The sequence below is a fragment of the Lysobacter sp. yr284 genome (assembly GCF_900107375.1).
Lineage (GTDB): Bacteria > Pseudomonadota > Gammaproteobacteria > Xanthomonadales > Xanthomonadaceae > Lysobacter.
Genome location: NZ_FNPT01000021.1, coordinates 56,659 through 79,386 on the forward strand (window position 1 = coordinate 56,659; position 22,728 = coordinate 79,386).

15 protein-coding genes and 1 pseudogene are annotated in these 22,728 nt (G+C 68.7%); 6 read left to right on the forward strand and 10 right to left on the reverse strand.

Annotated elements, in window-relative coordinates:
• Nucleotide 1 precedes the first annotated feature (1 nt).
• The 6 genes from BLV01_RS21320 to BLV01_RS21345 all read right to left on the reverse strand — a co-directional run bounded on the left by BLV01_RS21320 (nucleotide 2) and on the right by BLV01_RS21345 (nucleotide 8,637).
• Entirely contained in the window at nucleotides 2-1,453 is a 1,452-nt protein-coding gene (locus BLV01_RS21320) for a trypsin-like serine protease (RefSeq protein ID WP_091804873.1), read from the reverse strand.
• Nucleotides 1,454-2,688: 1,235 nt separating this feature from the next.
• On the reverse strand, nucleotides 2,689-3,216 hold the full coding sequence (locus tag BLV01_RS26450) for a hypothetical protein (protein WP_175486181.1): 528 nt from the start codon (nucleotides 3,214-3,216) through the stop codon (nucleotides 2,689-2,691).
• 201 nt (nucleotides 3,217-3,417) lie between these two features.
• A complete protein-coding gene (locus BLV01_RS25820) occupies nucleotides 3,418-3,759 on the reverse strand; it encodes a hypothetical protein (RefSeq protein ID WP_139179008.1) in 342 nt (113 codons plus the stop codon).
• Nucleotides 3,760-5,277: 1,518 nt separating this feature from the next.
• Nucleotides 5,278-6,135: a TniB family NTP-binding protein gene (locus tag BLV01_RS21335; RefSeq protein WP_091804880.1), complete on the reverse strand. Its 858-nt coding sequence runs from the start codon at nucleotides 6,133-6,135 to the stop codon at nucleotides 5,278-5,280.
• Nucleotides 6,128-8,107: a Mu transposase C-terminal domain-containing protein gene (locus BLV01_RS21340; RefSeq protein WP_091804884.1), complete on the reverse strand. Its 1,980-nt coding sequence runs from the start codon at nucleotides 8,105-8,107 to the stop codon at nucleotides 6,128-6,130. The genes BLV01_RS21335 and BLV01_RS21340 overlap by 8 nt, the downstream gene beginning before the upstream one ends.
• The gene (locus tag BLV01_RS21345; RefSeq protein WP_175486187.1) at nucleotides 8,089-8,637 is read right to left on the reverse strand and encodes a TnsA endonuclease N-terminal domain-containing protein; all 549 of its coding nucleotides are present in this window, start codon (nucleotides 8,635-8,637) and stop codon (nucleotides 8,089-8,091) included. Before BLV01_RS21345 ends, BLV01_RS21340 begins: the two co-directional genes overlap by 19 nt.
• Before the next feature lie 248 nt (nucleotides 8,638-8,885).
• On the opposite strand from BLV01_RS21345, the pseudogene BLV01_RS21350 reads away from it, so the two are divergent.
• The 4 genes and pseudogenes from BLV01_RS21350 to BLV01_RS21360 all read left to right on the forward strand — a co-directional run.
• Nucleotides 8,886-10,187, forward strand: a pseudogene (locus BLV01_RS21350) (YifB family Mg chelatase-like AAA ATPase); the annotation flags it as partial.
• Between the two features lie 287 nt (nucleotides 10,188-10,474).
• Complete coding sequence (locus BLV01_RS21355) at nucleotides 10,475-11,305, forward strand: helix-turn-helix transcriptional regulator (RefSeq protein ID WP_091804892.1); 831 nt, start codon at nucleotides 10,475-10,477, stop codon at nucleotides 11,303-11,305.
• Between the two features lie 322 nt (nucleotides 11,306-11,627).
• On the forward strand, nucleotides 11,628-11,780 hold the full coding sequence (locus BLV01_RS26455) for a hypothetical protein (protein ID WP_175486189.1): 153 nt from the start codon (nucleotides 11,628-11,630) through the stop codon (nucleotides 11,778-11,780).
• A gap of 226 nt (nucleotides 11,781-12,006) precedes the next feature.
• A complete protein-coding gene (locus tag BLV01_RS21360; protein WP_091804896.1) occupies nucleotides 12,007-13,023 on the forward strand; it encodes an alpha/beta fold hydrolase in 1,017 nt (338 codons plus the stop codon).
• Nucleotides 13,024-13,260: 237 nt separating this feature from the next.
• Here the strand turns inward: BLV01_RS21360 and BLV01_RS21365 are convergent, their stop codons facing one another.
• The gene (locus BLV01_RS21365; protein ID WP_091804899.1) at nucleotides 13,261-14,331 is read right to left on the reverse strand and encodes an NAD(P)H-dependent flavin oxidoreductase; all 1,071 of its coding nucleotides are present in this window, start codon (nucleotides 14,329-14,331) and stop codon (nucleotides 13,261-13,263) included.
• A gap of 265 nt (nucleotides 14,332-14,596) precedes the next feature.
• Nucleotides 14,597-15,787, reverse strand: coding sequence for a putative peptide maturation dehydrogenase (locus BLV01_RS21370; RefSeq protein ID WP_091804902.1), 1,191 nt, complete (start codon nucleotides 15,785-15,787; stop codon nucleotides 14,597-14,599).
• Nucleotides 15,788-16,176: 389 nt separating this feature from the next.
• On the opposite strand from BLV01_RS21370, the gene BLV01_RS21375 reads away from it, so the two are divergent.
• On the forward strand, nucleotides 16,177-16,554 hold the full coding sequence (locus tag BLV01_RS21375) for an NHLP-related RiPP peptide (protein WP_091804905.1): 378 nt from the start codon (nucleotides 16,177-16,179) through the stop codon (nucleotides 16,552-16,554).
• Here BLV01_RS21375 and BLV01_RS21380 read toward each other — a convergent pair.
• Nucleotides 16,470-19,115: a putative peptide modification system cyclase gene (locus BLV01_RS21380; protein ID WP_091804908.1), complete on the reverse strand. Its 2,646-nt coding sequence runs from the start codon at nucleotides 19,113-19,115 to the stop codon at nucleotides 16,470-16,472. The two genes, BLV01_RS21375 and BLV01_RS21380, sit on opposite strands and share 85 nt — an antisense overlap.
• A gap of 22 nt (nucleotides 19,116-19,137) precedes the next feature.
• A complete protein-coding gene (locus BLV01_RS21385; RefSeq protein ID WP_231784001.1) occupies nucleotides 19,138-20,133 on the reverse strand; it encodes a GGDEF domain-containing protein in 996 nt (331 codons plus the stop codon).
• A 456-nt stretch (nucleotides 20,134-20,589) separates the two neighbouring features.
• On the opposite strand from BLV01_RS21385, the gene BLV01_RS21390 reads away from it, so the two are divergent.
• Nucleotides 20,590-22,665, forward strand: coding sequence for a S9 family peptidase (locus BLV01_RS21390; RefSeq protein ID WP_091804914.1), 2,076 nt, complete (start codon nucleotides 20,590-20,592; stop codon nucleotides 22,663-22,665).
• Nucleotides 22,666-22,728 lie beyond the last annotated feature (63 nt).

Sequence of the window (22,728 nt, forward strand, 5' to 3'; positions counted from 1 at the left end):
GTCAGTTCTTCTGGTCGTCCGAGTCGCGCACGGCCAGGATCTTGGCCATGAACGCCGGGGCGCGCACGGCGCCGTTGAGGTTGACCTGTTGGTTTTGCATCAGCGCCGGGCAGGCTTTTCCGAGCTGGGCGTAGGGACCGAGGTGGATACCCGTGATCGCGACGCCGGCGGAGTCTGACGAGCGGCCGATGATCGCGGCGCCGCTGGCACCTTGGGTCGAGTGGCAAACATGGAGCGCGCACGTGTGACTGCTCGACGCGGTCACGCAAGGTGCGTTGCGGGTCCACCGCATGCCGAGTACGCTGGGTGGAACGTTGCGGTTCGTCATGTCCCTATCGTCGCGCACGATGCCCGCAGGTCCCGCAACCCAGGCCTGTTGCACGCCTTCCTCGGGGTCGAACCGGACTTCAGGAATATCGGGGATGACGGCGTCCAGGGTGAAGGCGATGAAGTCGTCGGCCGCGGACAGAGGCCGCTGGCTTCGTGGGAGGTACTTCGCGTCGTCTGCATCGAGCCAGTTCACAGCCAACCGCGGCCCCACCTTCACTGATGCATACTGGGGAACCACGCGTTGGAAGTAGACCTCGCCGTCGTCCCACGCTTCGCCGGTTTCGGTACGGGCCGTTGGACGTCGGACGTCGTAGAAGCAATGGCGCGCGGAGACGATCGTATTTTCGTCGACCAGGAAGGCCGAACAGAACGCCTCCCTGGTTTCAACTCCGTCGTGACCTGTTATGGCGCGTTCCAGCACACCCAAGATCTTGATCGCGCCCGAATCCCGCACATAGGCCGGCAGTGCGAGAAGCTCCTGGCCCGGGACGAGCGTACCGAGGCAAGCCCGATCAAACTCACCGATGGCCGCAGAACTCAAATGTTCATCAGGAACGAGCCGCTGCACCTTGCTCATCTGGTTGCTGGACACGGCGCATACCTCCTCCTGCGGCGTAGAAGGAGCCGATTTCGTGTTCAGCAGAAGTGCCAATGTCTTGTCCGCGGACTCGCGTGACACTATCTGTTGGGTGGCGTACGCCCCTAACCGACGGGGGAAGTCAAGCACCGAAAGATCGAACGAAGCGCGCAGTCGATCGTAGTGGGCTTTATTGGCGCTACCGAATATCGTTTTCGGCACGGACAGGACCCGGCTTTCCCCGTCCTTGGCAATCTTGACCTGCGGCAACAGCTGGTCCCAAGCCTCCAGGCGCGACGCGGCTTCAGGCGACAACTTCACCAGGCGCACTAGAAGCAGGTCGTCCTTCACCGCATCGCCGTCGGCGACATCTTCTGCGATGGCGGCCTGGATGACGGAGTCCACTTCGCTGACTTCGTCTGCCGCGACTTCCGCGTAGACGACCTTGCCCTCTTCGGCCCATACCGGCAGTCCGGCGCCAGCGAGGAGGGTGGCGAGGACCCCGCGTGCGAGTCGGGCGGCTAACCCCACGGACTGAGTCGGCATGTTGCACTCCTTTGCGTCGGTCCATTGGGCGGCATGCGTATGGCTCCTGATCTCCGCAGCCCTTCTGCGTGTGAACGTTCAAGCCTGCAGGGAGCGGCCACTCGGGCGACGAACGGATGGCTGGACCTCGTTCAGTCATATTTCTTGCGTCGACGACCCCGCGTGCAGACCGTCCTTTGTCATCGTCCACGGCAACAAGTCTGCTTCGAGCCGCACCGAAGCCCGAAAAAAGGACCCAAGCCGGCTACCTCACTTAGGGCGCGCTTCCGACTCGAAATCTGGATGAGTGCGGAGCCCAGCTCTGTGGCCAATGTTTGCTTCTGGCCGATTTCCGCCAGTCAGGTTGGCACCGACGACTTCGACTTGGCGGTCGCCGATTACCCTGCCAAGCAGCGCTGCGACCTCACACTGACCTCTAGAGCCACCGAATCGCTGTGCTTATCGCGCGAGGCCTGGCCTGCCGAAGGCGCCGTGTTAGCAGGGTTTGACGGGGCAACCTCACGTCCAGCAGCGGCATGTGCGAGTTGCTGCCCACAGGAAGCGCTTATTGCCCCGGTGGGTACGATGAGGTGTGCGTGGAGCCCGGTCAGACGGTGCGAGGCACAAATGGCACCCTGATTCATATCCGATGACGTCGACGCCTAAGGCACGCTCAACAGGCACCTGCGCTATGAAGTAGATACTCCGAAAATCAGCGCTTATCTACGAGCATCTGTGGAAAAGACCACCTGAATAGAACCTCGCCCCCGGTGATACCAGGGTTGTTGTAAATAGCGAACAACTCCGCTTTAGCCAGTGCTGGAACTCAATGGCGTTCGCGCCGCGATTCCAACGCCGCCAATTGCGCACCTGCTTCGACCTCCGAATAGGCGGAGCGCCACCGGTTTCCCAACGGAACCAATACCGACATGATCAAGCCATAGTCGCCAAACGGCTCCAGCCGCCGATCGCGAGGCTCACGGTGACAATGGGCCTGGCACGGGCTTCCGCAACGCATCCTCGGGCCATGATCGCCCCGGCTTTCAGGCACGAAACCCGCTATTCGGGCCTCTTCGGCAAGCGGCTCGACCACCGGCAGTTCCTGCAGGCATCCAGATGCTTGGCCGAAGTCCGGCGTCAACAGCCCCGGGGCTCCAAAAGGTCGGCATTGGTATCGCCGGGCGTTACCGACTCCGATACGAGCGGGTGCGTCCTGGGAGCAAACACCCCTCATGAGACCTGTCGATATGGTGCGCCTAGGCGCGCCCGGCTCGAATCTGCAGATCCACTTCTGTAGCAGCGCGCATCCGAATGAAGTCAGATTCTGGAACCCATTCGTATTGCTGCGTAAAGGGCAAGTAGACCTGGATGCTCCACATATCGCCTGTTCGATTAGCAGCAAACGGATGAAATATCTCACCATTCGCATCCACCCGATCGATGCGAAACAAAAGGCTACGCGGGTAGCGACTCGATTCCTCAGAAAGCCGCGCCTCCATCATCGTCCAGACCGCCTGCGTCGAATAGCCTGGATGGCTATCCCGATTAGCGCCCTCCAATGCATCACGGATTGATTCTTCCGCAGAACGATATGCAGCCGCGATTCCGATTTCATCGAAGGGAACTTCGGGAATCACGTACGGCGGCCCCACCGTCCAATCCTCGTGCAGATCTTCGCCCAACTCGATGGCAAGGATCGTTCGACGTCCCACGTCCGTACAGCGCCAACGCTGTCCAGTGGTAGAAAAGAACACGGTACCCAGGTCAAAGTCTTCAAGTCTCATGGCGGCCTCATTTCATAACCGGGTCACGGTTGGCCACCGGCGCCCGCCAATGCGGCAACCAGCGCGCTCTTCCGCGTGTACGTCGGCGTATTGCCCAGCAATCGCTGGGCGTCATGCAGGTGAGCAAACGTGCGCATAGCTGAAAAAGGGGAAGGCAGTCCATTGAACTTCAAAACGTTAGGACAGGGCGTGGTTATACGATCAATAGAAGTCCGATGCGCTTTGACGGTAGCTGTCGTAAGCCCGCTGGCATGCCGCCGCGTCGACCTCCTCAGCTCCAGGCGAATGGCGCCGGGCGATCTTCAATGCCACCGGATACCAGAGGCGGAACTCATCGAACGTGAGTCCTGGACCACTTCGGGCGGCCTCGTACTCGGGCCCCAGAAAGCGCTCGTTGTCCACGTTGTACGTTCGAAGCGTTCGCACGGCCTGGTTCGCCAGACGGACGGCATCGACCGAATGATCGGACAGTGCGGCATAGCGCGCGGCCCATACGAGCTGTTCACGCGCTGTCATCGTGCTCCATGGAAGTGCGGGATCCATAGCGACCTACCGTCGTCTGTCCAACAAAAAAGGACTCTTTACCGATCCTTCCACCGGCGCGTCTCACACCATGCGACACTCGACGCCAACTCCGTTATGTAAAGCGGCCTCGGCACGTTCAGATGCTTGATCGAGTTGCACCAGGCGGGGCCGATCACGCGCCTTGGGAGTCGGGATCGTCAGCCGTATAGGCCTTGATCGGATAGCTGTTGCGCATCTAATGCGGATTGAGAGGCAGCTGAGCATACGTGTTCCCTGGGCGTTGCTTTGCACCAGCGCAGTATCGCCTCAGCGTGATGACCAGCCGCGAGACAAAGGCGCGGCGGAGATCGTCGCGTGCCGCGTTTTGTCTCGGCCATAACGCCAACTGCTGCGGCGCGCCGATCTCCTGACGGCCCCCAAGCTTTGGCTTGGGGACGTAACAGCCCAACCATTCGCGCAGTACCCATGGTGTCACAGATACACCGTGCCGACTCAACACCTCTCCCGCACTGGCCGCCTCATCCGATGACGGCGCATACCAGCTCCTGTCCAGATGATCGATGACCACCCGCTCCAACCACCACGGCGGCGGCGACTTCTCACGTAGTACCGTCGCCGTGAGCCCCTCTCTCCGCGCGGCATCGACGAACGTACGCGGCCAATCGAACCAAGCTGCGGCCACCGCTCGAAGTAGCGCCCTGCGATGCTCGATCGACCATCGTTCGAACGGCTCCCCTGATGGGCTCCGAATCGAACTCCCTGCCAGTCGTTCCGCCACCTTGCGGCCCTCCCCGGTGCGGAAACAACGGAGCAAGCGAAACAGTCCGTCCAGCATGACGCCTACCCAGATTGCCCCCGTTCGGTGGTAGACCCACCGTGATGCGAGCCCCTTCAGCAGATCTCGTTGGAGGTGCCCAACGCGTGGATCCCCGCGACTGGTCCGCTGACCGAACAAGCGCCAGTCCACGCAGCATTGAGGACAGCGGGACAGAGCCCAATATCGCTGAGGCCTGGGAAAGCCTCGATCCATCTGCGGGAAGTCCAAGGGATTCCCGCAATGGGGACACACATCGTGCAGGGGCAAACGATGCACGGGACACTCTGTGATGAAGGCAAAACGCCAGTAGAGGCGGAAATACGGAACCCCATCGTCCGCAAGGCAAGCAAAGCAGGCCTGAGTCCACCGCCCTTTCCGCGCCTTCCCCGGCGTCCGGGACGGAGCCAGGATCCAGCGACGGCCGGGGGATGGCTCCCCACTGAGCAGGGTCTGCCAGCTGGCCAAGCCAGCCAGGTACACGTCTTCGATGGGGACGTCCGAGCCACGAGCCAACGCAACAGGAAGCGCCGTGCTGGGCAAGGCGTCGAGGTCGAGCCCAGTCACGCTGTGCGTCGAGTAGCCGAGCAGGGTCGAGGCAAGCTCGTGCAAGCTGAACGCGTTGACTCTCGCCAGTCGAACGAACCAGGAGGTGATGGATTCGCCAGGAAGCAGCGGAAGGACGGTGCCCAAGGACGACGCTTTGGAACGCCGTCGCGAGGTCACGCAGGCAGTCCGCGCCGGATCAGGGGGTGTGCTTTGTGTAGGTGATCATCCGTCACCTTGGCGGCACCCGCTGTGATGGCGACGCGCGCGGCTTCTCGGACGAGCTCAGCAATCGATCCCATGTGATCGCCGGCCAGCTCCATCACGAGATCAGCCATGGTGCCGGTGCCCAATCGCGACTCCTCCGGCAATCCCAGGCTGCGCTCGAACGCCGCTAGGAACTTCATGACCGCGTTCTTTTCCGTCCAGACCGGTAATTCCTTAATCTGGAACCGCTCGTACAGTTGCCGATCGTACCGCAGCAGCTCTTTGACCCGTTCATCGCCCGCCACGACGATGGGGCGTCGGATGCGATTACTTAGATCGCGGACCGCCGTGATCATCCTGAGCGTGCGATCACGGCGCTCGCTGATGCCGTTGTGGAACTCGTCGAGCACGATCAACCCGACCTCCGCAACCTCGGCCTTGATGCAAAAGTCACGGAGCAACTCGTCGTAGGCATCGTTCGGTCGGAACGAGGCGCCGATCTCCGACAGCAGTTCGCGCATCAATGCGCGCCCGTCGGACTGGCCCGTCACCATGATCGAGACGACCTGGATGCGGGGAGGCGTTTCGTCGGCGATGTCCGGGTAGCAGTCGGCGAAGTGATCCAGCAGATGCGACTTGCCGAACCCCGAATCTCCGATCAGCGCAAGGTTCATCGGCCGTCCCTCGTCAGGACGGCCGATGAACCTCGCCATGGTCTTGAGGACATCAGCCCCTTCGGGAAAGGGCACCCAAGGAGTCTGAAAGTGCGCCCGCGGTGACGGGATGGCCCGATCCACGCGGAGGGGAGGCTTGCGCGACTTAGTCATCCCAGTTCATCTCGAACGGCGTGGCGACTTCCTCGACGCCAGGAGGCATTGAGGCGCTGGAAGTGGAAGGTGGCACGGACGGAGCAGACTCAGGAGGCGCCGTGTCATGTGGCACGCCCACCTTGTTCTGGAGTGCCCGGGCCCCGGCTTCGGCGCGACTGTAGCGCTCGCGCTCGCGGGCCTTTCTGGCCTTCCGAGTCTTGGCAGCGGCCTCTGCCAGAAGTCGCCGACGCTCGTCCCGCGCGCGGAAGATCATGTCCTCGTCGATATCCTTGGCGCCGCGTGCTTCCAGGAACTTCCGGATAGCGGTGAACTCCCACAGGCTCATCTTGGGGCGCGTGACGTTTCGGGTGCGAACAAGCTTGTACTCGCGCGACTCGGGATCCCAGAAATAGATCCGCGTGATGTCCCTCGGGTCTCGCCGGAAGAGGAACATCCTGGCCTCGTCCACGTTCTGCGGATCGCGCGCGTGGACCCACCGTTGCAAGCAGTCGTCCATGTACCAAACATAATCGATCACGACTCCCTTCTCGCTGATCACGCGCTCCTTGACGGGAAGGAAGTCGAGCATCAACTTGACCGGTTCCGTCGCGTGGCGCAGGCGCCCGATGGGGATGGCGCCGCAGCCTCCCTTCAGCCCCTCTTTGAACATGCTCATCGGTGCCATCCCGCCAAGACCGGTATGCGGACTGGCGTGATACTCGATGATCAGGTTCAGGACGTACTGCTCTAGTTCCGCCAGCGTCATGATCGCAGCCTCGGCAGGATCGTAGTCTCCTAACGCCTCCTTGCCTTCGCGGGTGGCACCGGGCACGCGCCGCAATTTCCCGGACAGGGTGCCCAGGTAGGATTCGATGTAGGCCCCGTACTGCGGCTGTTTCACCTTCCGGAAGATGATCTCGAACAGGTATTCCTTGGCGGCCAATTCCAGCATGTTGCCGTGGAACTCGCCGGCATTGTCGGAATGCACGGCCCACATGAATCCACTAATCGGCCAAGTCGCCTCGTAGCCAAGGAGCTTGAGCGTATCGGTCTTAGGAAGGATCGCGTGGCTGATCGCCATGCCCAGAGACAGATCGCCGGGCGATTCCAGCGTGATGTAGTACCCGACGACGCAACGGCTCCAAATGTCGATCAATACCGTGATCCATCCCTTGCATATGGCAATGCGATCGACTTCGTCGACCACCATGACCGGCAGTTCCAGGTGGTCGACCTGTACCATGGCCAGTGGATGGTCGATGTCACTGATCGAGCCCTTTTGAAGACGGTGCAGTAGTCCGGCCTGGCGAGCACCGATTTTGGCGGCGTCCTTGTCGTACTCGCTCAACTCTCGGTAGCGTTCATAAACCGTCGAAAAGACGGGCAGCACGATCTTGTCGTCATTGGGAAATCGTCGTTTGAGTTCCCGGACATCGTCCTTCAGATCCTCGAAGACCGCGGAGAGGGTGAGGTTGCCGTTCCCCAAGACCTCGTCCAGACGCGCCTTGAGTTGTTTCTCGACCAGCACGTGCAGCCGTGTCTGACCGGCATCGGAGCGCCGCTTGCGCATCAGCGAGCTTAAGCGCGGATCCTTGCGATATCGGCGATGCCACTCCCGGAGCGTTTTGATCTTGATGCCGCTCTCGGTGGATAGCGCCTCCCACTTGGCTTTGGGGACCCTTCGGAAGGTCAACAAATCCTTGATGGCTTCCAGCTTCTTTTCGGCTGCCGCGATTCGCTCATCGTCCTCGAGGAGCTTGAGGTCATCGCGATCGGCCTGTGCGGGAGTCGTCAGCGATCGCAGCGAGTCTCTCCGAACGATGAGCAACACGCCTGTACCGAACTCGCGAACTGTCAATTCCTCGCTCGACTCGAACTGGATCACCGTATACAGACCTGGCCGATCGGCTATGGCGTAGTTTCGGCCAACCTCAATCTCGATCACGGGCGATCCGCCCGCGCCGATCACCTTCAGATCGTCACCGTCCATGGGGCGGCCTCCATTGTCGTGTCCATCGAGAGAAGCGAGTGCAGGTCGAGCCTGAGCTGCTGGCGGGCGCTCAGGCGCCACGCGGCGAAGACGACTTCGCTGGCGCCATAGCCCTTAGCGGTGAGCGTCTCCATGTACCACTTCAGCGACTTCGGCCCCTGCGAGGCCGCCGTAAGGAAATCGGCATCGAGCGCCGGTTGTGGCTCCTCCCGCCGGTACGGGAGCAGGAACCGGAGGTTGCGCACCATAGGACGAGGAAGGGATCGCTCGGTGATTACCCGAAACTGCATGCCGTGGGAGCGACAGTACGCTCGAGCCGCACGAAAGCGGGTGGCATACGTCCTGCCCGTACGGCGCAGCTCGTCCGCCATCTTGACCTCGATGAGCAGAGCGAGCCGGTGCCTGGCCGCCTTGAATGTCACAAACAGGTCCGGAGTGTAGGTCCGAAGCCGGCCGCGCTCCTTGTACTCGATCTTGATGGCGTGGTCTTCGATTCGCTCGACAGTGTCGTCGAACGCCAGCAGGACCATTAAGTCACGTTCCCGGAAGCCCTCAAAGAACAGACAGTGATGGTTCTGGGGGCTGGGATACTTCCCGGTCACACCCAGGTAACTGCCCCGGCGCTTCCGGGTCTTGAAATGGGCCGAACGTCGCGGCCTAGGGTTTTCCCGCTTCATTGTCGAAACAAACCTCCAATGGCAAGACCGTTTGAGGGCTTCCGTGCCCATAAAGCTTCGAAGTACGGGGTCAGTTATGCCGCATTTCTGGAAAAAATACTAAGGACGGCGGCCGCTACGACCTCGCCATCGCGCTCGGCATCCTCGCCGCGAGCGGGCAGCTGCCGCTGCCGGCCTTGGCCGATTGCGAATTCCTCGGCGAGCTCGGCCTCACCGGCGAGCTGCGCGCGATCGACGGCGTGCTGCCGGCGGCGCTGGCCGCGGCCGAGGCCGGGCGCCGGCTGGTGGTGCCGGCCGGCAACGGCAACGAGGCGGCGCTGGCCAGCCGGGTCGAAGCGCGCACCGCGCGCACGCTGTCGGAGGTCTGCGCGATGCTGTGCGAGCGCGCGTCGCTGCCGCGCGCAGTGGCCCCGCCGTTGGCGCGTGCGCCGGAACTGGACATGCGCGATGTGCGCGGCCAGGCGCAGGCGCGGCGCGCGCTGGAGATCGCCGCGGCCGGCGGCCACCATCTGCTGCTGATCGGCCCGCCCGGCTGCGGCAAGACCCTGCTCGCCTCGCGCCTGCCCGGCCTGCTGCCCGAGGCCAGCGAAGACGAAGCGCTGGAAACCGCGGCGATCGCCTCGGTCGGCGGCGGCGGCCACGGCCGCGCGCTGGACCCGTCGCGCTGGCGCCAGCGTCCGTTCCGCGCCCCGCACCACACCGCCAGCGCGGTCGCCCTGGTCGGCGGCGGCGCCGATCCGCGGCCCGGCGAAATCTCGCTGGCGCACCACGGGGTGTTGTTCCTCGATGAGCTGCCCGAATGGGAGCGGCGCGCGCTGGAAGTGTTGCGCGAGCCGCTGGAGTCGGGCGCGGTCACGGTGTCGCGCGCGGCGCGCAGCGCCGAGTTTCCGGCGCGCTTCCAACTGGTTGCGGCGATGAATCCCTGCCCCTGCGGCTGGGCCGGCGACGCCAGCGCGCGCTGCCGCTGCACCGAGGACATCATCCGCCGCTACCGCGCGCGCATTTCCGGCCCGCTGCTGGACCGCATCGACCTGCACATCGAAGTGCCACGGCTGCCGCCGGCGGCGCTGCGCCCCGACCAGCCCGAAGGCGAATCCAGCGCCGCGATCCGCGAGCGCGTGAGCGCGGCGCGGCAACGTCAGGCCGAGCGCAGCGGCCGGACCAATGCGCGCCTGGACCACGCCCAGACCAACCAGCATTGCCGCCTGGCCGAACGCGACCAGGCACTGCTGGAACGCGCGGTCGACGGCCTGCAGTTGTCGGCGCGCTCGATGCACCGGATCTTGCGGGTCGCGCGCACCATCGCCGACCTCGCCGGTTGCGAGCACATCGCCACCGCGCACCTGACCGAAGCCGTCGGTTACCGGCGGGCCGATCGCGACAGCGCGACGCGGGCGGCGTAGGCAGCGCCGGTTGCGCGGCCTGCGTCGCGATGGCGCGGGCGCCCCGCTGCGATGGCGCCGCTGCGATGCTGCGTTCCGCCGTCTGCGATGGCCGCGCCGCGGCCGGGCGGTTTGCGCCTTCAAAACCGCCTTCGCCGCGCATCCGCGCGGGTGCGGCGACCGCCCGCCCGGCGCGCGGCCGGGCCGCGTCGGCGCCGATGGGCTGGGCTATAGTCGCCGCGCGGACCCGGCCACGGCAGGCGGCGGCCCGCCCGCCGCGAGCGCGCGGCGCCACCGAGGCCTTCGGCATGTCCGACTTCACCGTCCACACCCTGCTCAAGACGCCGACCGTGACGGTCCGCGACGTCTATTGCCCGGGCGGGTGCAAGCACCGCGGCCCGGAGGAGTGCGCGGCGGCGACGCATCTGGTCTTCCCGTACCGCGGCGTCTATGTGCGCCATGTCGGCGAACAGGCGAGCGTGGCCGAAGCCAGCCAGGTGTTGTTCTTCAACGCCGGCGAAGGCTACCGGGTCAGCCATCCGATCGACGGCGGCGACGCCAGCCTGTCGCTGTCGATCGCCGAGCCGATGCTGCGCGAGATGGCGCCCAAGGCGCTGTTGCGCGACGGCGAGGCGCTGGCCTTCCGCCCGCCGCGCCTGCGCATCGACCCGCGCGCGCAGTCGCTGGCGATGCTGCTGCGCCACAGCCTGCGCCAGGGCATCGCCGAACCGCTGGAGGCCGAGAGCCTGGCCCTGACCCTGGCGCAGCGCGCGCTGGGGCCGCGCACCGCCCACGCCGCCGGCGCCAGCGCCGGCCAGCAGCGGCTGGTCGAGCGGACCAAGCTGGTGCTGGTCAGCGACCTGTCGCGGCGCTGGACCCTGGCCGAGATCGCCGCCGAAGTCGGCGTCTCGCCGGTGTACCTGACCCAGGTGTTCCAGCGCGTGGAAGGGCTGCCGCTGTACCGCTACCAGCTGCGCCTGCGGCTGGCCCGGGCGCTGGACCTGCTCGGCGAGTACGAAGACCTCAGCGCGCTGGGCCAGGACCTCGGGTTCTCCAGCCACAGCCACTTCAGCGCGGCGTTCCAGCAGACCTACGGGCGCTCGCCGTCGGAGTTCCGGCAGTCGGCCCTGTATCGCTGAGCGCGCGCATCGTCTCGCCTTCCACCGCGACCGCAAGCCGCCCCTTGTAGGAGCGGCGCAAGCCGCGACCGCGCCAACCGAACCGCGGCGGCGCGCGCCGGAACCCGGCATCGTCCCGTTCGATCGCCTCCTCGCAGCCCACGGCGGCCGCGACCCGCCACGTCGCGGCCCGCGCCGCTCCCACAGAGCGCCCCTCGCCCCATGCGCCCATCGCCCATCGCCCATCGCCCCACCGCGGCGATCGCTAAATTTTCTGACAGCGGCCGCCCGCCCGCGCTGGCCTACTGAGCGCGCCCCATCCCGGGCGCCCCGGAGAACCCCCATGAGCGAGAAGACCTGCGCAGCCTGCGATTGCCCCCTCGACGAAAACGCGTTCCAGGTGACCATCGGCGGCAAGACCGTCGAGGTGTGCTGCGATGAATGCGCGCAGAAGCTCGACGCCGCCTACGTCTCGGCGCAGTCGACGGCGCGCTGAGCCCGCCTCGGGCCTGCGCTTCGGCGGCGGCATCGCTTCGATGCCGCCGCGCCGGACCGGATGCCCCGCCGTCGCGCGCAGAACGTAGCGACGGCGGCGGCAGCGACGATCCCCACCGCGGCCCCTGCGCCGCATCCCGACACGCCTAGTCCAGGGCGGCGCAGACGCGCCGCCGCGGACCCGCGCGCGCCCGCACCGACGCCGCCCTCCCCACCTCGGAGTTCCCATGAACCGCAGACACTTCCTGCTGGGCGGCACCGGCCTGCTCGCCGCCGGCGGCTTCGGCGCCCTCGTCGGCGCCGCGGCGCGCGCGCCCGGCCTGGACAACGGCGCCGACGCCGGCACCCGCCTGGACCTCGACGCGGCCGAATTCCACGCCAGCCGCAAGTTCGCCCGCACCGCCTTCGGCGACATCGCCTACGTCGAGCGCGGCGACGGGCCGGCGGCGCTGTTCCTGCACGGCTTCCCGCTCAACGGCTTCCAGTGGCGCGGCGCGCTGCCGCGGCTGGCGCCGTACCGGCGCTGCATCGCCCCGGACTGGCTCGGGCTGGGCTACACCCGGGTCGCGCCGGATCAGGCGGTGGACCCGCAGGCGCAGGCGGCGATGATCCTCGCGCTGATGGACGCGCTGGGCATCGCCAGCGCCGACCTGGTCGCCAACGACAGCGGCGGCGCGATCGCGCAGTTGCTGCTGACCGCGCACCCCGAGCGCGTGCGCACCGTGCTGCTGACCAACTGCGACACCGAATTCGACAACCCGCCGCCGAAGCTGCGGCCGGTGATCGAACTGTCCAAGCAGGGCCGCTTCGTCGACGAATGGCTTGCGCCGTGGTGGCAGGACAAGGCGCTGGCGCGCTCGCCGCAAGGGTTCGGCGGCATGTGCTACGCCGATCCCGCGCACCCGGACGACGACGCCATCGACATGTACTTCGGCCCGCTGTTGTCGACCCAGCGGCGCAAGGCGCTGACCCACGCCTACGCGATGGGCCTGGAGCGCAACGTGCTCGAAGGCATCGGCGCGCGCCTGGGCCGCAGCCGCGCGCCGGCGCGGGTGCTGTGGGGCATGGCCGACGACATCTTCGACGCGGCCCAGGCGCGGCCGCTGGCCGATGCCTTCGGCCAGTCGCGCGGGCTGCGCAAGCTGGACGGCTACAAGCTGTTCTGGCCGGAAGAACGTCCCGACGTGATCGCCGAGGAAGCGCAGCGGCTGTGGGCGGCGTGGGCGCCGCAAAGGGTGCGTTGAGGCGTGAAGTGGCGGCCGCGCGACGCGCTGGAACGCAGCACAGTCGAGGGACTCGTCGGCATCCAGACGCAGCGACGGCCGACGCCGTCGCTACCTGCAGCGAGTCGGCGCGAGGACTACGGCAGAACCGGTCCCGCATCCGCCGCACGCGCGTGCCGCGGTCCTGCGCCATGGCGGTTCGCGGCTCGTTCCGAACGTGCCCGTGGGCGCCGCAACGCGCACGGCCCGACCGCAGGCTCAGCCGCGCTCGAGCAGATCCTGCGCCTGCCGCGCCAGTTCGCGGGTCAGCTCGAACGCGCCCAGCGCGTGCGCGCGCCGCGCCTGGCCCGACCACAACGACATGAAGCCGTCGTCGCCGGCGGCTTCGGCGTGCGCGCGCAACGGCGCCAGCGCCGCGCCCGCGCCCGGGAACGCTGGCGCCAGCGGCGACAGCGGCCCCAGTTCGCGCATCGTCCGGTTGACGATGCTGCGCGCGGGCCGGCCGCTGAACACGTTGGTCAGCGCGGTGTCGTCGCCCTCGCCCGCGGCCAGCGCGCGCCGGTGCAACGGCGCCACCGTGGCTTCCGGACAGAACAGGTAGGCGGTGCCGACCTGCACCGCCGCCGCGCCGAGCGCGAACGCCGCGGCGATGCCGCGGCCGTCGAAGATGCCGCCGGCGGCGATCACCGGCAGCTTCACCGCGTCGGCCACGCGCGGCAGCAGCGCGAACAGGCCGGCCTGCGCGGACACGTCCTGGCCGTCGAGAAACACGCCGCGATGGCCGCCGGCTTCGTTGCCCTGGGCGATGATCGCGTCGCAGCCGCGCTGTTCCAGCCACACCGCCTCGGCCACGGTGGTGGCCGAGGCGACCGCGCGCGCGCCGCTGGCGCGCACCCGCGCCAGCAGGTCCGGCGCGGGCAGGCCGAAATGGAAACTCACTACCTGCGGACGCAGCGCTTCGACCAGCGCGCACCAGGCCTCGTCGAACGGCGCACGCGACGCGGCGGCGCTGGCGGCGCCGGGATCCAGGCCGAATTCGAGGTAGTACGGGCGCAGGCGTTCGCGCCAGGCCGCCTCGCGCGCCGGGTCGGGCGCGGCCGGGCGATGGCAGAAGAAGTTGAGGTTGAGCGGCGCGTCGGTCGCCGCGCGGTACTGCGCGACCTGTTCGCGCGCCTGCGCCGGCGAGAGCATCGCGCACGGCAGCGAGCCCAGCGCGCCGGCGCGCGCGGCGGCGATGGCCAACGCGGCGGCGTGCGCGCCCGCCATCGGCGCCTGCACGATCGGCAAGGCGATGCCGAACAGCTCCTGGATACGGCGATCGGGCCACATCGGTGCGCACTCCAGCGAAGACCTGCGCGCAGCATGCCACCGGCCGCGCGCACGGTGTTGGCCGGCAGTGGCGTTCTGCGATGCCGATGCGCGGCCGCCACGCGGCGCGTGTGCGGCGGCCGCAATGCAACGCGCCCGCGCGCGCCCGACCCGCGAGCCGAGCGCGCCGGCCGCATCGAAACCCGATGCGCAAGCGCCCGCGACGCGCAGGCCGCTGCAGCGATCGCCCGCCGGCCGCCGCCACGCGGCGAAGGCGGGCGCGCGCTCAGTCCTGGCGCCAGACCTCGCCGGCCGGGTCGAACTCGGACGTGCGCATGCGCGTGCCGCGCCAGCCGAAGCCGCACACCGCGAGCGGCCCGTCGGCGAGCGGGTCCAGGCCGAACTCGCGCTCGATGTCGACCTCGTTGATCGCCGAGGTCACGAACGCCCCCAGCCCCAGTTCGGTCGCGCTCAGGTACAGCGTCTGCGACAGGTGGCCGACATCCAGCAGCAGCGCGCGATAGGCCTTGGCGTGGCCGCGGTATTTCCAGAAGCTGCGCGCGTAGCGCGGCGCCAGCACCGCCAGCGCGTGCGCGTCGGCGAACCAGTGCTGCCCGGCCACCGCCTGCGCGGCGAACTGCGCCAGCGGCAGCGCCGGCGGCGGCATCGGCTCCAGCGCGTGCGCGACCGGGTGGTAGTGGTACAGCCCCGGCGCCACGCCTTCGACGTTGCGCACGATCAGATAGGCCTCGGTGGCGTGCAGGCCGCCGCCGGACGGGGTGTGCTTCTTGAGGAACACGGTGTCCTCGCCGACCCGCACCTGCGCCTGCGCGGCGAACACGCGCTGCAGCATGCGCGCGAACGTCGGCAGCGGCAGCGCGCGTTCGGCGTCGAAGTTGCGGCAGGTGGCGCGGCGCGCGAGCAGGCGCTCGAACTCGCCGTCGTCCTGGCGCGGCAGCGCCTGGCGCTGCGCGGCGTCGCCGCGCTCGACCACGTGCGGCGGCGGCGCGCCGAGTTGCCGGCGCAGGTCGGCGGCGGTGCTCATCTCGGCCGCGTCCATCGCCGCGGCGCTGTCCAGGCCCTGCCAACGGCCGAGCCGGTGCGCCAGCGCGGCCGGCGGCCACCAGTGCGCCTGGCGCAGCGCTTCGTCGCGGCGGCGGTGTTCGCGGCGGCCGGCGTCGGCGCCGTCCCCGTCTTCGGCCTCGCACAGCAACAGGCCGCGGTCGAGCAGTTCGGCGACCGCCGCGGCGTGCGTCTGCAGCCACGGCGCCGCCTGGGTCCACGCGCCGGGGCCGATCCGGCCGAGCAGCTCGCGCGCGGCGGCGTCGATCTCGACCTCGGCGTCCAGGTGCGGCGCCAGCGCCAGCCAGCGCAGGCTGCGGCGGATGCCGGCCTCGCCGGCCAGCAACGAGGCCAGATCGAAACCGGCGTCTTCGCGCGGCTCCAGGTAAAGGATGGCGCAACGGCGGATACGCATCGCAGGCTCGCGGGCAGGCGGCCGCCGCGGCCGGCGGCGGGTCGGACGGCGTCGCGCGCGGCGGGCCAGCCCGGCATTGTCGGGCGCACGGCCCGCGCGCGGCAATGTCGCTCCTGGCCGTCGCGGCGCCGGGCCGGCATGCGCACGCCGGGCACGCCCGCATACTTGCTCCGGTACGCGCCGCGGTGCCGCCGCGTGCCGGGCGGCCAGGCCCGGCGCGTTCAGCAACTTCAGCTTGGTTTATGCCGGCCGCGCTGCAGCGCAGCGGAAAAACCCTCGAAAACCCGCATTTGTCCGGCGCGTTCCGGTTGTACCGTTAGAGAGGGAAGGTTAGATTTCACGCTGTTTTCACGCCGGAACGGCACGTCAATCACGAGGGGAATGAGGACATGGCAAACAAAGAATCCGGCGGCCATACGCCGTTGAGCGCCGAAGTCGCCGACAAGCTGCTCGACCTGTTGAGCAAGGACAACGAGTTCCGCACCCTGTTCCAGAAGGATGCGACCGCAGCGCTGGCCAAGGCCGGCCATGCGCCGGCGCAGGAAATGATCGCCAGCGGCAGCTACTCGCCGACCGCCTATGGCTGCATGGCCGCGGCCAACATCGCGACCAAGGCCGAGATCGAATCCGCGCGCCTGGAGATCAAGGGCATGCTGACCTCAGCGGCCTCGCACACCAACCCTCATTGCTTCGAAACCGGCCTGCTCGGCGCCGAAGCGCGCGCCAAGGGCATCGGCGGCGGCACCGGCGGCGACGAGCCGCTCTGAGGCCAGGCGCGGCGGAAGGCCTCGGCCTGCCGCTGCGCTTCGTCTTCCCGGCCCAGGCGCGCGAGGCTGCGCGCCTGTTCGCGCAAGGCCAGGGTGGTGTCGGCGACGTTGAGCGTCTGCAGCACCTGGCTGCCGGCGGTCTCGATGTAGGCGCGGCCGCGCTGTTGCGCCAGCCAGCGCGCTTCGGCCAGCGCGTCCTCGTCCTGGCCGGCGGCGGTATAGGCCGCCTGCAGCGCGCTGTGGACCTGGAACAATTCGTCGCCGCGCAGCAGCGGCCGCAGCAGGCGCACCGCTTCTTCGGGCTTGCCGTCCAGGCGCAGCTGCCCGGCCTGGACCACGGTCAGCAACTGCGCCACCAGCGGATCGCCGATGCGCTTGACCAGCGGTTCCAGGATCGGCAGCAGTTGCCGCGCCACCGCCGCGTCGCCGTGGCGCTGGGCCAGGTAGGCCGCGCTCAGCGCGACGAAGGCCTGTTCGTTGCGCAGCGGGTCGGCCTCGTCGCCGGCCTGGGCGGCGGACTTGCGGCATAGCGTCGCCAGCGCCTCGCTGCGCGGCGGCCGGCCGTTCAGGCCTTCCACCATCATCCGGATCAGCGCGAACTGGTTGGCCAGCACCGGGGTGCCGGCGACCGCGTCGCGCTCGGCGCGCTGGGCGGTCTTTTCCGCGTCGTTCCAGCGGCCGCGGTCGACCGCGACGGCGATGCGTTCGAGGTTGTTGGTCAGCCCGTCGGTGCTGGTGTCGGTGGGCAGCTTTTGCAGCAGCGCCTGGGCCTCGTCGAAGCGGCGCAGGGTCGCCAGCGCGGCGGCGCGGCGACGGTTGGGGCCGTAGCGGCCGACCTTCTCGCCCTGCTCGAAGCTGGCCAGCGCGGCCTTGGCGTCGCCCTGGGCGAGTTGGGCGCGGCCCATCAGTTCGACCGCGCTGCTGCGCAGCGGGTTCTGCGGCGCGGTCGCGGCCTTGGCGAAGCTCAACGTCTCGCCGAAGCGGTTGGCGGCGAACGCGGCCCAGGCGTAGTTGTAGTGGCCGGCGTAGTAGTCGGGGTACAGGCCGGCCAGCAGCTTCCACTGCGCCGGCGCATGCAGCGCCGGCTGCGGGCCGTACTCGGACGACCACGCGTCCAGGTACAGCGCGTCGCGCGGCGCCAGGTGCGAGCGCAGCGCGACCGCTTTTTCCAGGTACGGCTGGGCGCGGCGGTTGTCGGCGTCGCCGACGCGCACGCGCAGGGCGCCGAGGTAGGCCAGGGCGAAGTCCGGGTCCAGGGCGATGGCCTGGTCGAAGTAGCGCAGCGCCTCGGGGTGGCGGCGCTCGCCGTAGGCCTTCAGGCCCAGGGCATAGGCGCGCAGCGCGTCGAGGTTCTTGGTCGCGACCTTGGGCAGCGGCTCGGAATCGCGTTCGATCGACTTCATCGCCTCGCCGAGCTTCTCGCGCAATCCGGCGGTGACGCTGTCGATCGAGGCGAGCGTGGATTCCTTGCCGTGGCCGTCGGCGGATTCGGCGTAGACCGTGGTCTGGGTGTGCGGGTCGATGACCTCCGCGCTGACCCGCACCCGCCCGCCGACTTCGGCCACGGTCGGCAGGATCACCGCGCGCGCGCCGTCGCGCAGCGCGATCTCCGAGGCGATGGCGCGGTCGAGCGTGGTGTCGGGCTGGCGCTGCATGCGCTGCAGGGTGTCGCGCGCCTTCAGGTCGCTGAGCACGTTGACGTAGCGCGACTGCTCCAGGCTGATGCGGAAGGCCTGTTCCAGCGAATCGTCGAGCACGTTCTGGCCGGTCAGGTTGCGCAGGTCGCCGACCACCACCCAGTCGCGCTGGTTGAAGGCGATCGCCGGCTGCGGCCGGGTCGCGAACCACGCGCCGGTGCCGATCATCGCCAGCACCGCGACCTCGGCGGCCAGCGCCGCCGGCCGCCGCCACAGCGGGATGTCGCGCCAGGCCTTGGGCCCGTTCGGCGGCGCGCGCAGCGGGGCGATGCCGGGTTCGCCGACCTCGTAGATTTCCTGCGGCTCGGGCACGCCCTTGAAGCGCCAGCGCCCATGCGATTTCCACAGCAGCTGCTGGCCGCGTTCGCCGAGCTCGCGCGCGGCGCGGTGCGCCAGCGGCTCGGCCACCGCCGACAACAGGATCTGGCCCGGCCGCGCGGTCGCCATCAGCCGGCCGGCCATCGGCTTGGCCAGGCCTTCGACTTCCACCGGCTTGGCGCCGACCTTGACCGCCTCGTCGCTGTTGCGCCAGGTCAGCACTTCGCCGACATGCAGGCCGGCGCGGGCCTTGAGTTCGAACTTGCGCGCCGCGCCGATCTCGCGCAGGCCGCGGGCGTAGTCCAGGGCGAAGCCGAGGCCGTCGATCGGCCGCTCGAACAACAGCAGCAGGCCGTCGGAACGGTCGATCAGGCGCCCGCGCCAGCGCTGCTGCAGCGCCAGCACCAGGCGGTCGTGTTCGCGGAACAGCTCCGCCGCGGGGCCGTCGCCGATACGCTCGACCAGGGTGGTCGAGTCGCACAGGTCGGTCAGCAGCAGGGTGCGCAGCTGCGGGCCGTCGGCGTCGGGTCGGTGGGCATCGTTCATCGCGGCTTCCTGGTGTCGCCGCTCAGACGGCGCTGAGCTCGGCGTCCTGCCAATGCACGCGATTGCCGCCCAGGCGCTTGGCCTGGTAGAGCGCGGCGTCGGCCTGGGCGTACCAATCGTTCCAGTCGCGCTTGGCGCTGACCAGGCAGGCGCCGACGCTGACCGGGCAGATCGTCGGCGGCGACTGCGGGATCATCAGCAGCCCGTGCACGGTGTGGACGATGAAGTCGGCGAAGCGCATCACGTCCTGGCGGGTGCGCGCGGCGACCAGCAGGCAGAACTCGTCGCCGCCGAGGCGGCAGGCGATGTCCTCCACCCCGGCCACCGAGCGCAGGATGTTGGCCACGCTCTGCAGCACGCGGTCGCCGGCGAGGTGGCCGTGTTCGTCGTTGACCTGCTTGAAGCGGTCGCAGTCGACCAGCACCAGGCCCAGGGTCTCGGCCAGGCCGGCGGCGCGCGCATCCTGCAGGTGCAGGGTCAGCCCGCGCCGGTTGTACAGGCCGGTCAGGTCGTCGGTGCGCACCAGCTCTTCGGTCTGGTTGAGCTGGTGGGTGGTGGCGTAGAGGCTGTCGAGCGCGGCCTCCAGGTCCTGGTTGCGGCGGCGCAGGCGGCGGATCAGGCTTTGTTCGTTGAGCACCACGCGCATGATCGCGCGGCGCAGGAAGTAGGAGACCAGCGAGGGGTCGCGATCGACCAGGCGCTGGAATTCCTCGTGGCGCAGTTCCACCAGCAGGCCGTCGGTGGCGGCGATGGCGTCGGCGCTGCGGGCGTGGTCTCCGATCAGCAGGCCGAGTTCGCCGAAGAATTCGCGTACGCCCAGGCGCTTGGTGACCAGGTCGTCGCCGAAGTCGAGGACGATCGCGCCGCGCGCGATCACGAACATGGTGGTGCCCAGTTCGCCGCGGCGGAACAGCACCTGCCCGGCCTCGACCCGGCGCGGGCGGCCGATCTCGGCGAACAGTTCGAATTCGCCCGGCGTCAGCACCGCCATCGCCACATCCGTCGGCGCCGCGGTCATCGCCGAATTGTCGGTATCGCGGCCCGTCGACGGCGCCGCCATGTCGCGATTCATCCCGATCTCCCCGCGCCCCACATCCCCTGTGGAGCCTTGACGGCAGGATAGCACCTGGTCTGTGCAGCTAACGCCGGCGCGGGGGAGAAGCGGCCACCCTGCACGCCGACCATCGCCGCACACACATACACATCCCAGCCCATGGCCACGGAGTGTAATCCCGGCAGGCGGCGCGGCATCCGCCGCAACGTTGCGTATACGCAACGCCGGCGCGCGCGCCGGCGACGTCGGCCGGGTTGCGGTCGCGGGGCTGAATCGCTCATCGCGCGTCTCGGGCATCCGGCCCGGCACGCCGCGGCGGCGCACCCAGCCCCGCGCCGCGGCCATGGCCTTCGGCACTGCGCCGTGGGGCGCAGGCTGTTCATATTCGAACCTCGACTGTCACGGAAACGGAGAACCACCATGCCCATCCATCCGCCTTCGCTGCTGGCGCGCACCGGCCTCGCGCTGGGCCTGTCGCTCGCGCTGGCCGCGCCCGCCCTCGCCGCGACCGCCGCCTCCGCCGGCGGCGAACTGATCCCGCGCTCGGCGCTGTTCGGCAATCCCGAACGCAGCGGCGCGCAGATCAGCCCCGACGGCCGCTACCTGAGCTGGCTGGCGCCGGTGAACGGGGTCATGAACGTGTGGGTGGCGCCGGCCGGCGAACCGGCCAAGGCGCGCGCGGTCACCGACGACGCCGCGCGCGGCATCCGCAGCTACGCCTGGAGCTACCGCAGCGGCACCCTGCTGTACCTGCGCGACAGCGGCGGCGACGAGAACTTCCACCTGTATTCGGTCGACGTCGCCAAGCCGGGCGCGGCGCGCGACCTCACCGCGTATCCCAAGACCCGCGCCTCGCTGGTCCGCCTCGCCCACCGCCACCCCGACCGCATCCTGGTCGGCATGAACGACCGCGACCCGAAGTGGCACGACCTGTACGAAGTCGACCTCGCCAGCGGCCAGCGCACGCTCGCGCTGCGCAACAACGACCGCCTCGCCGGCTACCTCGCCGACGGCGACCTCAAGGTCCACCGCGCCACCCGCTCGCGCGAGGACGGCGGCAGCGAACTGCTGGCCAGCGACGGCAAGGGCGGCTGGTCGGTGGTCGACACGGTGCCGTTCGAAGACAGCCAGACCACCGAGTACGAGGGCTACAGCGACGACGGCCAGTTGCTGTACCTGACCGACTCGCGCGGCCGCGACACCGCCGCGCTGTACGCCATCGACGCGGCCGGCAAGAAATCGCTGCTGCTGGAAGACGCCCGCGCCGACGTCGGCGCGCGCCTGACCGATCCGGCCAGCGACCGGGTCCAGGCGGCCTCGGTCTACTACCTGCGCCAGCAGTGGAAGCCGCTCGACCCGGCCATCGGCAAAGACTTGCAGTGGCTGCAGGACAAGCTCGGCGCCGGCGAAGTCTCGGTGGCCTCGCGCAGCCTCGACGACAAGACCTGGGTGGTGAGCTACGGCGCCGCCGAGGAACCCGGCACCACCTACCTGTACCGCCGCGGCGGCGCCGCGCCCGAACTGACCCGGCTGTTCTCCACCCGCCCGGCGCTGGACGGCCAGCCGCTGGTGCCGATGTGGCCGGTCGAGATTCCCTCGCGCGACGGCAAGACCCTGGTCAGCTACCTCACCCTGCCCAAGAGCGCCGACGCCGACGGCGACGGCAAGCCCGACAAGCCGGTGCCGCTGGTGCTGCTGGTGCACGGCGGGCCGTGGGCGCGCGACTACTACGGCTACAACGCCGGCTCGCAGTGGCTGGCCAACCGCGGCTACGCCACGCTGCGGGTCAACTACCGCGGCTCCACCGGCTTCGGCAAGAACTTCATCAACGCCGGCGACGGCGAATGGGCCGGCAAGATGCACGACGACCTGATCGACGCGGTCGACTGGGCGGTCAAGCAGGGCGTCAGCAAGAAGGAAGACGTGGCGATCATGGGCGGCAGCTACGGCGGTTACGCCACCCTGGTCGGCCTGACCTTCACCCCCGACACGTTCAAGTGCGGCGTCGACATCGTCGGCCCGTCCAACCTGCAGACCCTGCTCAAGACGATCCCGCCGTACTGGGCCAGCATCTTCGAACAGTTCGCCCGGCGCATGGGCGACCCGCGCACCGAAGCCGGGCGCAAGCAGCTGGCCGAACGCTCGCCGATCGGCCGCGTCGACAAGATCGACAAGCCGCTGCTGATCGGCCAGGGCGCCAACGACCCGCGCGTCAACCAGGCCGAGAGCGACCAGATCGTCGAGGCGATGCGCAAGAAGAACATCCCGGTCACTTACGTGCTGTTCCCCGACGAAGGCCACGGCTTCGCCCGCCCGGAGAACGCGATGGCGTTCAACGCGGTGGCCGAAGGCTTCCTGGCGCAGTGCCTGGGCGGCCGCGCGCAGCCGATCGGCGCCGACTTCAAGGGGTCGAGCATCTCGGTGCCGGCCGGCGCGGACGCGGTGAAGGGCCTGGCCGAGTCGCTGAAGACGCACACGCAGGAAGTCAAGAAGTAAGCCGCTCGCCTGCGGCGAAATCGGTCGCGACGGGGCGGCGCCGGATGCGGCGCCGCCCCGTCC